Source organism: Neolewinella marina (assembly GCF_002631205.1).
In the GTDB taxonomy this organism is placed as follows: domain Bacteria; phylum Bacteroidota; class Bacteroidia; order Chitinophagales; family Saprospiraceae; genus Neolewinella; species Neolewinella marina.
In genome coordinates, this window is the sequence record NZ_PDLO01000001.1 from 793,686 (window position 1) to 804,928 (window position 11,243).

11 protein-coding genes are annotated in these 11,243 nt (G+C 63.6%); 4 read left to right on the top strand and 7 right to left on the bottom strand.

The genetic code is table 11. The features are described 5' to 3' along the window. Nucleotides 1-17: 17 nt before the first annotated feature. Together CGL56_RS03225 and pckA are read left to right on the top strand one after the other, a co-directional pair. Nucleotides 18-842: an SDR family oxidoreductase gene (locus CGL56_RS03225; protein WP_099105043.1), complete on the top strand. Its 825-nt coding sequence runs from the start codon at nucleotides 18-20 to the stop codon at nucleotides 840-842. A gap of 99 nt (nucleotides 843-941) precedes the next feature. Next, a complete protein-coding gene (gene pckA, locus CGL56_RS03230; protein ID WP_099105044.1) occupies nucleotides 942-2,507 on the top strand; it encodes a phosphoenolpyruvate carboxykinase (ATP) in 1,566 nt (521 codons plus the stop codon). A gap of 75 nt (nucleotides 2,508-2,582) precedes the next feature. On the opposite strand, the gene CGL56_RS03235 is transcribed toward pckA, so the two are convergent. Both CGL56_RS03235 and CGL56_RS03240 read right to left on the bottom strand, forming a co-directional pair. Continuing rightward, the gene (locus tag CGL56_RS03235) at nucleotides 2,583-3,542 is read right to left on the bottom strand and encodes a lysophospholipid acyltransferase family protein (RefSeq protein WP_099105045.1); all 960 of its coding nucleotides are present in this window, start codon (nucleotides 3,540-3,542) and stop codon (nucleotides 2,583-2,585) included. 11 nt (nucleotides 3,543-3,553) lie between these two features. Beyond that, a complete protein-coding gene (locus CGL56_RS03240; RefSeq protein WP_099105046.1) occupies nucleotides 3,554-3,892 on the bottom strand; it encodes a MerR family transcriptional regulator in 339 nt (112 codons plus the stop codon). Nucleotides 3,893-3,987: 95 nt separating this feature from the next. Between CGL56_RS03240 and pxpB the strand changes: the two genes are divergently transcribed. Next, nucleotides 3,988-4,659, top strand: a complete 672-nt coding sequence (gene pxpB / locus CGL56_RS03245) for a 5-oxoprolinase subunit PxpB (protein WP_167641504.1) — start codon at nucleotides 3,988-3,990, stop codon at nucleotides 4,657-4,659. Next, a complete protein-coding gene (locus tag CGL56_RS03250) occupies nucleotides 4,656-5,516 on the top strand; it encodes a 5-oxoprolinase subunit C family protein (protein ID WP_099105048.1) in 861 nt (286 codons plus the stop codon). The genes pxpB and CGL56_RS03250 overlap by 4 nt, the downstream gene beginning before the upstream one ends. On the opposite strand, the gene CGL56_RS03255 is transcribed toward CGL56_RS03250, so the two are convergent. From CGL56_RS03255 to CGL56_RS03275, 5 genes are all read right to left on the bottom strand, one after another. After that, the gene (locus CGL56_RS03255; protein ID WP_099105049.1) at nucleotides 5,500-5,709 is read right to left on the bottom strand and encodes an AtpZ/AtpI family protein; all 210 of its coding nucleotides are present in this window, start codon (nucleotides 5,707-5,709) and stop codon (nucleotides 5,500-5,502) included. The two genes, CGL56_RS03250 and CGL56_RS03255, sit on opposite strands and share 17 nt — an antisense overlap. Before the next feature lie 39 nt (nucleotides 5,710-5,748). Further along, a complete protein-coding gene (locus CGL56_RS03260; RefSeq protein ID WP_099105050.1) occupies nucleotides 5,749-6,795 on the bottom strand; it encodes a PorP/SprF family type IX secretion system membrane protein in 1,047 nt (348 codons plus the stop codon). A 501-nt stretch (nucleotides 6,796-7,296) separates the two neighbouring features. Next, nucleotides 7,297-10,041: a gliding motility-associated C-terminal domain-containing protein gene (locus tag CGL56_RS03265; protein ID WP_099105051.1), complete on the bottom strand. Its 2,745-nt coding sequence runs from the start codon at nucleotides 10,039-10,041 to the stop codon at nucleotides 7,297-7,299. Nucleotides 10,042-10,156: 115 nt separating this feature from the next. Then, nucleotides 10,157-10,453 carry an SCP2 sterol-binding domain-containing protein gene (locus tag CGL56_RS03270; RefSeq protein WP_099105052.1) on the bottom strand — a complete coding sequence of 99 codons (297 nt, stop codon included), beginning with the start codon at nucleotides 10,451-10,453 and terminating at the stop codon, nucleotides 10,157-10,159. Between the two features lie 61 nt (nucleotides 10,454-10,514). Next, nucleotides 10,515-11,243 (bottom strand): class I SAM-dependent methyltransferase, encoded by a 729-nt coding sequence (locus CGL56_RS03275; protein WP_099105053.1) that lies wholly within the window; start codon nucleotides 11,241-11,243, stop codon nucleotides 10,515-10,517.

Genomic DNA, 11,243 nt, shown 5'->3' on the forward strand with positions numbered 1-11,243 from the left:
TTCAGAAAATACCCACCATGTCTACCCTTTTTGATCTTTCCGGCAAGCACGCCCTCCTCACCGGCGGCACCGGTGCCCTCGGAACCGCCATGGCGCGCGGACTGCTCGGCGCCGGCGCGCGGGTGGCCCTGCTGAGCCGCAATCCCGACAACCTCGCCAGCGCGGCGGCCGAATTGAGCCAGTCAGCGGGCGATGCGGAATCCGTCCTGTTGCTGCGCGGCGACGTGACCGACCGCCAGAGCCTGGAAGCCGCCCGGGAGGAACTCCGCCGGAAGTGGGGCAAACTCGACATTCTGGTCAACGCCGCCGGCGGCAACCGCCCCGGGGCCACCATCGGGCCCGACCAGAGTTTCTTCGACTTGAACCTGGACGATTTCGCCGGGGTAAGCAAGCTCAACCTCGACGGCACCGTCATTCCCAGCCTCATCTTCGGGGAGATGATTACCGAAGCCGACCGGGGCTGCATCGTGAATATCTCCAGCATGGCCGCCGACCGCGCCATCACCCGCGTGGTGGGGTACAGCGCCGCCAAGGCCGGCATCGACAACTTCACCAAGTGGCTGGCCGTGGAAATGGCCCGCAAGTACGACGGCCGCGTGCGGGTGAACGCCATCGCTCCAGGTTTCTTTATCGGTGAACAGAACCGCCGGCTCCTGCTCGAGGAAGACGGCTCCCTTACGCCCCGCGGCAAGACCATCATTGCCAGCACCCCCATGAACCGCTTTGGGGAAGCCGAAGAACTCATGACCACCCTGGTCTACCTCTGCGCCGACGCCAGCAGCTTCGTGACCGGCATCGTGGTGCCCGTAGACGGTGGGTTCAGCGCCTTTTCCGGGGTGTAGGCCTCCCGCCCCGGCCCCGCTGATTTCTGCCCCCTGCGGCGTTCAAAAAGTCGCCGGCCAATCCGTACCTTGCAGTCCCCTAACTAAAGCATTGCGTTCATGCAACACCACAATCTGCGCGAGAACCTGAAGGTCGCCGCCCTGGTAGAAGATACTATCACCCAGGGACAGGGCCACCTCAGCGACACCGGTGCCCTCATCATCAACACGGGCAAGTTCACCGGTCGCTCCCCCAAGGACCGCTTCATCGTCGAGGACGACATCACCCGCGACACCGTCGACTGGGGCAAGATCAACATCCCCATCGGCCAGGAGGCCTTCGACCAGCTGCTGGAGAAGACCCTCGACTACGCCCAGGGCCTCGACGCCGTGTACGTACGCGACGCCTACGCCTGCGCCAGCCGCAAGTACCGCATCAACATCCGGGTGTACACCGAGTACCCCTGGCAGAATATGTTCGCCTACAATATGTTCCTGCGGCCCGACGACGAGCGCATCACCAACCTGATGACCGACGAGTGGACCATCTACGCCTTCCCCGGCGTGAAGGCCGACCCGGCCATCCACGGCACCCGCCAGGACAACTTCAGCATCATCAACTTCACCAAGAAGACCATCCTCATCGGAGGTACGGCCTACACCGGTGAAATCAAGAAGGGCATCTTCTCGGTGCTCAACTACGTACTGCCTACCCGCCGCGACGTGCTGAGCATGCACTGCTCGGCCAACGTAGGCGCCAAGGGAGACACCGCCCTCTTCTTCGGCCTGTCGGGCACCGGCAAGACCACCCTGAGCAACGACCCCGACCGCCGGCTCATCGGCGACGACGAGCACGGCTGGAGCCAGGCCAACGTCTTCAACCTCGAAGGCGGCTGCTACGCTAAGGTGATCGACCTGAGCGAGTCGAAGGAGCCTCAGATCTACCGGGCCATCAAGTTTGGTGCCCTGCTGGAAAACATCGTGCTGAAGGAAGACGGCCACACCCCCGACTACGCCGACGACAGCATCACCCAGAATACCCGCGTGAGTTACCCGATCGACCACATCGAGAACATCATGTACAACAGCCGGGGAGACTTGCCCCGCAACATCTTCTTCCTCACCTGTGACGCATTCGGGGTACTGCCTCCCATCAGCAAGCTCACGCCCGAGCAGGCAATGTACCACTTCATCAGCGGCTACACCGCCAAGATCGCCGGAACGGAAACGGGCATCACCGAGCCCCAGCCCAACTTCTCGGCCTGCTTCGGTGCCCCCTTCATCCCCCTCCACCCCACCCACTACGCCGACATGCTGGGCAACAAGCTCAAGCAGGCCGACGAGGAAGGCGAGCCCATCAACGTATGGCTGGTCAACACCGGCTGGACCGGCGGCGGCTACGGAGAAGGTTCGCGCATCGAGCTGGCCTTCACCCGCGCCATGATCAAGGCCGCCCTGACCGGCGCCCTGGACGATGTGGACTACGTGACCGACCCGGTTTTCGGGCTCAGCCGCCCCACCAGCTGCCCCGACGTACCCAACGCCATCCTGAACCCCCGGGATACCTGGCGCAACGAGCAGCAGTACGACGCAGCCGCGGAGAAGCTGGCGAAGCTGTTCCACGACAACTTCGCCAACTACGCCAAGCAGGCCGACAAGGCCATCGTGAACGCCGGCCCCGAATAGGGCCGGGGCTTCCCCAAATGACGTAATCGGGCTGGTGGCCGGGAGGGTTAATTACCGTTCCGGCCACCGCTCATTTCAGGCGGGGCGATCCGAATCACCCACCCGCAGGGAGCGGTCGTATACCGGCGGGACAAAGGGACGGTGCTCCAGTTCCCGGACTACCTCGGGGGGCACTTCCCGCTTCCAGCGCCGGTGGCTCCACAGCCAGGGCACGGGGTCGCGCTGGATTTCCCGCTCCAGTTGGCGGGCGAAGGCTTCGGTGATGAAGCCCGGCGCCTCCTGGCGGGGGGTATCGGTCACCGGTAGCAGTTCCGCCACGTACTGGCCGCGGCCCTCCCGCCGCAGCGTCATGTAGTAGACGGGGCGGTCGTAGCGTACGGCATAGCGTTCCGGGCCCGCCATGAAACCGGTGGTGCGGCCCAAGAAGGTCGTCCAGTGCAACTTCTCCCAGCGGGCGTTGCTGGGCGCCTGATCGGCCACGAAGAAATCGACGGTGGGGGAAACTGGCGGGTGTTCGTAGAAGTCTTCCACTCCCTTCCGCGGCACCATCAGCACCCCGGCCCGCTGCCGGTTGGCGGTGACCAGGCGGTCCATGACGCGGTCCTTCAGCGGGGCGTAGATGGCCATCAGGGTAAAGCCACGCAGCTGGGAAGGAAAGGAGATGCCGGCCATTTCCCAGTTGCTGTAGTGGCCGCCGTAGGCGATGAAACTCCGCCCCTGGGCCCGCAGGTGATCCACGGCTTCCGGATTGAGGATGCGGCACCGGCGCACCGCCGCCGCTTCGTCCAGGCTGAACAGCTTGATGCTCTCCGCGATCGTCTCGAAAAAGTATATATAATAGGCCTTGCCCAGGGCCAAGATCTCCGCTTCGCTGCGGTCCGGCAATGACCTGCGCAGGTTGTCCAGAACCACTTCCTTGCGGTAGCCCACCCAGCGCCAGTTGAGGGCCGCCAGGGCCGATCCGATGCCGTAGAGCACCGACCAGGGCAGGTAGCTCAGGGGCAGCAGGATAAGGTAGTAGAGCAGGTAGGCCAAGGAAACGGGGCTTAGGCCTTCTTCTGCAGTTCTTCCAGGCGGCGGCGCACCTTGAGCAGGCTGTCGATGACCTGCTGTTTGCCGTTGTCGGTTTTGCCCCCGGCGGCAATCTCCTTGCGGGCCCCGTCGAGGGTGAAGCCCCGCTCCCGTACCAGGTGGTACACCTCCCGCAGTTGCTGGATGTTTTCCTTGGTAAAGCGGCGGTCACCGCGGCTGTTCTTGTTCGGCTTGATGTGGCTGAACTCATTCTCCCAGAAGCGGATCAGGGAGGTATTGACGTCGAGCTTTTTGGCTACCTCCCCAATCGAATAGTAGCGCTTCAGGTCGTCGTCGGAAGTATCGTTGGGCATGGCGGGCAGGCTTGGTGATTGAGGGCCGAAAAGTACGACCTTTTGGGCGACCACGCTTCCCGCGACATTCCCTGGGGGCTTGCTACCTTCCCACCGTGCGACGCCCCCGCTTCATCCGCCCTTACGGTTCCGCCGCCCTGCTGCTGGACTGGGAGCCCCTGATCGACGAGGGCATCAGCCGGAGCGTGCACGCCTACGCCGCCGCCATCGCCGCCCACCCCGCCGTGGTGGAATGCGTGCCCGGTTACGCTTCCCTGCTGGTGGAGTTCCGCCCCGACCGGAGTTCCGCCTACCAGTTGCGGGAGTATATCTACGCGGCCCGGGTGGCGCCATCCGAGCAGCTGTCCACCTACCATTCCGTGCCCGTCCGCTACGGCGGCAGTGCGGGGCCCGACCTCGAGGCGGTCGCCGCCGCTACGGGACTGTCGGCCGAGGCAGTAATAGAACTACACGGCAGTCGCGACTACCTGGTCTACCTGCTGGGCTTTCGACCCGGTTTCGCCTTCCTCGGGCCCACCGACGAACGGCTTGCGGTTGACCGGCGGGCCTCACCCCGCGCGCGGGTCCCGGCGGGGGCGGTGGGGCTGGCCAGCCGGCAAACGGGCATTTACCCCGGCGATTGCCCGGGCGGGTGGCAACTCATCGGGCAGTGCCCCCTGCCCCTGGTGGACGCGGAGGGGCGGCCCCGCTTCCGGGCCGGCGACCGGGTGCGCTTCTATTCCATCGACGAGGCGGAGTTTATCCGCCTGAACCAGTTGAAAGCATGAGCCGCATCCTAACCATCGCACGACTTTCGGGGGGAGGGGGTGCCCGCTTCGTGGATGGCGGGCGGCCGGGACTGCAGCACCTGGCCATCCCGGGCGGCGGGGCCGCCGACCGCCGGAGCGCGACCACGGGCAATGAACTGCTGGAGCAGTCCCCCCATCACTGCTGCCTGGAACTTACCCTTTCCGGGGGGCGCTGGCAACTCAATGGTCGTGGGTCCCTGGCCCTGACGGGGGCGGATATGGGCTGGCGGCTGGACGGGGAACCCATCAGCCGCTACGAAACCATTGCCCTCGACGGGGTGCACGAATTGCGGGGCGGGCTGGCACGCACTGGCTGCCGGGGGTATCTCTGCCTGAGGGGCGGATGGCGCTTGCCGCGGGTGCAGGGCAGCGTGGAAAGCGGATTGCCGGGTACGGTGTCGCCGGAGCCCGGCCGCTCATTCCTGGTCGAGGCGGATGACCATCATCCGGTACGTAGCGACTGGCCGCCTGCGGACCTCGGGGCGGGGCAGGTGGTCATCCCGGCGGTGCCCGGTCCGGAATGGGACTGGCTTTCCGCGAAGCAGCAAAGGTTTCTACAGGAATCCTCTTTTCACCTGGGACTGGCCTCCGATCGGCAGGGGATTCGCCTGGAGGCACCGGGGTTCGGGGGGATGGCCCTGCCGGGGATGATCAGCTCACCCGTTTTACCGGGTACCGTGCAGTGGACGCCCGCGGGCCCGATCCTGTTGGGACCAGATGCCCAGACCGTGGGGGGTTACCCGCGGGTGCTGGTGGCCGCTCCCCTGCCCGACGCCGTCTTTCAACTGCGGCCGGGGGAAGAAGTTTGGTTTCGTCTGCTTACAGCAAATCCTTGACGCTGACGTAGAGGCCGCCAATTACGCCGACCAGGCTCAGCAGGATGGTCAGCCAGGGGTTGGTGCCGAACTGCCCGTCGAGCCACAGCCCGATGAAGATGCAGACCCCGATGGTTCCGATGAGCTGGGCCCCGATGCCCATGTACTTGGTCCAGGCCCGCGCGTCATTCGTGTTGCGTTTTGGAGCGGGCATGGGTAAGCGGGGCTTGGTGGTGTGAGGTGAGGGAAGTCGCTAGAAGGTGGGACAGTAAACCCCGCGGCGCTGGTTGCCGCAGATCTTGTACTGGAGGGAGAGCTCGAATCCGCCGTTGCCGTCGGTGGCTACCTTCAGGTCGCTGGTGTTGATGTCGTAGCTGAACCCGAGGGCGAAGCTGTCGTAGTCGAAGCGGGTGCTCAGGATGAGGGCGTCGGTGAGCACGCTGCTGTCGAGGCGGTTGCTGACGCGGGTCCAGAGGCCGATCTGGAAGGCCTGGGTAGCGGCGTTACCCCCTCCGTCGAGGAGGAACTTGAGGTTGGTACCGGCGTTCACCTGGAAGCTGGGCCCCTGGTTCATGATGATGACCCCGGGAACGAGTCCGAAGCGGTTGTTGAGCATGAACTCACCCCCGGCGTGGGCCGTAAAGCGGCTGTAGAGGAGGTCCTTCCCTTCGTTGTCGAAGCTCTGGTTGGCGCGGTTCAGGTGGTGGAAGGCACCGCCGGCGTACAGGCTGTTGTTCTCATCGAATACCATGAACCACAGCAGGCCAACGCCCATATCTGCAAAGAGGAACTGGTCGCGGTCCAGGCCATTTTCTCCACTGGGAGCGGTGGGGTCGAAACCACCGTCGCCGTCGTGCTGGGAGCCCCAGCGCAGGGCCAGGAAGTCGAGGCTGCGCTGGGCCGCGCCGAGCTCGGCGCCGGCCACGAGGTAGTTGCCGTATTTGCGGCTGCCGCCCATTTTCTTGCTGTAGCTGGCGCTCACCTTGCCGGTGGTGGTGGCAAAGTTCGCCTCACCCGCGCGGTCGCCCCAGAAGGTGCCTCCGATGCCGAAGAAGTCACTGCGCCCCACGGCAACCCGCTGGTCGTAGCTCACGCTGTAGGTCTGGAACGCATTCTCGCCCAGGACGGAAGCCCACTGGCTGCGGTAATTGACCGCGATGCGACTGTTGCAGTTCATCACCCCCGTCATGGCCGGATTGAGGTTCAGCGGCGACATGTAGAACTGGGAAAAATGAATGTCCTGCGCCTGCAACGCGGTAGCGCAGCACAGAACAAAAAGCAGGGTATGGACTAACTTCATATCAAGGGGCGGTTTAAGCTTTTTTTGAGAGACGCAAGGCCGAACGCAATAGACGAAAACAGTCGGAAAAGCCGGTACAGGCGGGGCCTTTGGCAATGTAACGCCCCCTTTTGCCCGATTAGTCTTGTGGGATAAAAAAAGACCGGTCGCGCAGGCGCAGCCGGTCCGGAAATAAACACCTAAAACCCTATTATTCTATTTCGGCAGCCGGGCTGCCTGACAGTGCAACTGATTGATGTTGGCTGGACGACACAACAAAAAGTTCGCCTGTGTCACAAAAATAGGAGTAAATGTCCATACGAAAAAACCTTGCTCCTAAAAATGGTCGATACAATAGTTGTCCACGTATCCAGGCTCTGCCGACCCCGGCGGCCCGGAATGGGAAGGGCCGGAGCAATGGCGGACGTAACCTGCTGATATTACGGAAGTTCCGCATACCTTATGGTTCATCACCGGCTAACCGGACAATGATTTATCCCGGGAAGCAATTAATCAAATTCCCTAGCGATTGGTGATTAATTCTATGTACCCGCTGACCGCGGCGTCGCCGGCCACAACACCCTGTAGCAGCCTTTCGAACACGGTACCCACGTAGTAGTAGGTGCCGGACGGGAGGGCATCGCCGTTCAGGTTCGTTCCGTCCCACCGGATGGCGGGGTCCTCGGTTTCGAAGACCAGCTGCCCCCAGCGGTTGAAGATCTTGAACTCCACCCGCTCCACGAAGCAGAGTCCGCGGGGCTCAAACAGGTCATTTTGTCCATCTCCGTTGGGGGTAAAGGCATTCGGCAGTTCGTAGATCGGACAGTTGGTGACGCAGACGCGGTTGCTCACGGAACTTTCGTTCCCGTTGGCGTCGTAAGCCACGATGGTATAACAGCCCACGATGCCGGCGCCCGGGTAGTGCTCAAACATCAATTGATCGGGGGTGGCCACTTCGGCCACGAGGGCGGGAGTGGTGGAGCTGTCCGGCGAGAAGAAGATCCGGTAGCCCGCCACGTCGTCGTCGCCGCAGAGGTCCGCCGGGGCCGTCCACTCCAGGGTGTTGAACAGGTTGTCCTCGTCGGTGCAGTCGACCCCGCGGTCACAAACCGATTCCACGGTGAGCACCGGCGGGCAGGGGGCCACGTTGTCGGCGGTAATGGTGCATGCTTCCTGGCTGCGGTTCAGCAGGGGGGAAGGTATATCGTCGAGGTTATAGCTACCCACCGACCGGACGTAATAGCAGTATTCCAGGCCGTTGGTCAGGCCCTCATCCCGGTACTGCTGCTCGGTCACGGTGGCGATCTGGGTGTAGGTGGTGGCTCCCGGCGCGCGGCGGAAGACCTGGTAGGTATCGTTGGTCCAGGGCACGCGCTCCGTCCAGCTCAGGTCCACCGCGCGATCGGTGGGGGCGGCCGTGAGGCGGACGCTGCTGGCGGGTTGGGCCTCCCCTACCGGCTGATTCTCCCCTTCGACGAAGAGCTCGATGCGGTAGCTGTAGCCCTGTCCGGCGGTGTTCAGGTTGCCGTCGGTAAAGCAGGTGTCCACCGGGTCACCGAAGAACTGGGTTTCGTAGGTCTGGATGGGCTCGAAGGCGGCGGGGTCGGTGGTTTGTCCGCTAGCCCGGCTGAGGACGTAGCGGTAGGGCCCCCGGTTCTGGATGGTGTCCAGGCTCTGGGCGTCGGGGAGTAGCCAGCAGACGTCAATCTGACCGCCGGTAGCGTCGGTGCTCACCACGTCTACCCGGGTCAGCAGGGGTATGTCGCGGGCCAGCTGCACGCAGATTTCTTCGGAAGGAAGGGATTCGATGTCTTCGAAGATCAGTCCCGTACTGGCGGTACGGCGCACCATGACGGCCACCACCCGGTAGCAGTAAGTACGGCCACGCTCCACGTCGGGGTCGGTGAATACGTAGCGACCATCGGCAATGTCCCTTACCTCCGCGTCCGAGATCTGGGTGTACCCCCGCCCGGCCAGTCCCGTTTGGCAGGTATCCGGAACGAAGTTGTTGCTGCCCTCCCGCCGCCAGACGGTGAAGCCCAGAAAATCGGGGTCCTCGTTCGTTTCACAGGCATAGGGGTTGGCCCAGGAGACGGTGATCTCCTCCTCCCCTACTTCCGCCTGCAGGTCGTCGGGCGGGGGGGCCACCACCTTGATGGCCACGGTACGCAGGGTAGCCAGCCCCGACGGCCGGGGGTCTCCCGTATCCACCGCCTTTAGCACCACGAAGTACTCCTGGTTGCTGATGTCGTTGCAGGTGGTTTGCCACCGGAAGGTCTTGCGGACGGGGTCCTCCTGAGGGCCCGTCGTACCCGGCAGGAAAATGGCGGGGTTATCGGTCAGGTCGAAGGGCCGACCGCTGGCCGTCAGGCTTACGCGCTGGTCGGTGTCGGTGAGGGGGGCGGTGGCAATTACCGAGAACTCGACCACCTCACCGGCTACTACGCAGATTTCCTCCCGGGCCAGCTCGATCACCGGGGGTTCGTTGGAGCAGTCGTCCACGAAGATCTGCATATCCCGTACGAGGGTATCCAGGGGGATGCCGTTGCGGAAAGACTTGACCATGAAGGCCAGGTTGTATTCCCCGGGGATGGTGGGCGTATCCCAGGTAATTTGCCCCGTTTGGGGGTCGATTCGGAGGCTTCCGCTGGAACCGCTCACCGCGTTGGGCAGCACGTAGTTGTTGATCGGGGCGCGGGGCGCGAAGGTGGGCACGGTGAACTCGAACGCCAGGCTGTCGCCGTCGATGTCGAAGGCCCCCGGGTTGTGGGTCCACACCGAACCGATACAGGCGTTGTCGATGGGGTCCTGGCTTAGCTCGGGGGAGGTATTGCACCCGTTCACGATGGGGTTGACCAGGGCGAAGGAAGTGAATACGCTGAAAGGGATATTGACCGAACCGGGGATGTTGCGGACGTTCCTCACCCGGTTGACGTCCTGGAAACTCAGCACGTAGCGCCCGAAGGCCGGATAGCGGTGGCAAAAGGTGTATTCGTTACGCTGGATGCCCGGTGCCACCGGCGTGATGCTGGTCCGGCCGATCCGCTCCGTGGTCCCGTCGCCCCAGTTCAGGTCCAGGCTGTCGCGGTCCACTTCCGTCTGGGCGGTTTCCGTGTAAGTGACGATGGTGGCGCAGGCACGCAGCTGGTCGCCGGGGTTGGCGCAGTCGCCCGCGGCCCGTACGATGATCTCGCCGGCGCGGTTGTGGGTGGCCGTCATCACGGCGGGGAGCAAGGCTAGAAAGGCGAGTAACAGGCGCAGGCGCATGGGCGGTCGGTTGTTCTGGGCGCGACAACGACATGCCGCTACTGGAAGTAACGCATAATTCCGGAAAATGCTTGGGCCGGGCAACGGCCGATGCCGCCAAATGTCTTGGTTGGCGCTAACTCAGCAGCCCCTGCAACTTCATGGCCAGTCCCATGTCGCCCTTGATCTTCACCTTGCCGCTCATCATGGCCATCATGGGATTGAGTTTCCCGGTCCGCAGCTGCTCCAGCACGTCGACCGAGGTCGTCACTACCGTATCCGCCTCCTTGTCCTCATTCGTCACCTGGGCCGTATCGCCGGTCATGTCGATGTGGATAATACCCTCGTCGAGTTGCAGCTTGATGCTTTTACCGAGGTTCGGGGCTTTGGTCGCGGCCTTGGTGATGCCGTCGTTGAGTTCCTGAAAGGTCATGGAGTGATATTTTCCGGCAAGGTAGGCAATGTAAACGGCCCGGAGCAATCCGCGCGGATCACTACCCTACGGCGTATACCGTGGCGTAGGTCTCAAAGGTGACCGCCAACCGGCCGGGTTCACCTTTTGCCTTCGCGGCCAGGGCGGTGGTGATTCGCTGGGGCAGTTCATCTTCATGCTTGCCGTAGTGCTCCTGCAGCAATTCAGCCAGCGGGGGGTCGGACAGGTACAGGGCGGTAAGCTGGTCTGGCTCGACCGCTACCGCCACCGCGCCCCGGGCCGTGGTCAGCACCCGCAGGACCGATGGGTTTAACCCGTCAAGGTTTACGGTGGCGTCGTAGTCCTCTACGAGGTCCTCCACTCCCTCCAGCCCCAGTAAAGCGGTGCAGTGGGCGCGCAGCGGGGCCGTGAAATCGTATACCACGATCCGGGCGCCGGGGCGGCACACCCTCACCACTTCGTCGACCAGCGACTGCGACCGGGCGTAGTACAGGGATCCGGCGAAGGTCACTACGTCGAAGGTGGCGGTCGGAAAATCAAGTTTCTCACCTCCCTGCAGCTGGTAGCTGATCCCCGGCCCGGGCGGCGCCTGCCGGAGCATCTCCGCACTGGGGTCGGTGCCCACCACCCGGTCGCAATGGGCGCGGAGGGCGTGGGTGGAGTGGCCGGTTCCGCAGCCCACGTCCAACCCGTGGTGGAAACGGTCCGCCAGGCACTGCCGCAGCAGCGCCGCGTGGAGGGGCGGGCGGTAAGTGGCGTACTGCCGGGCTACTTCATCATTGTATTCCAT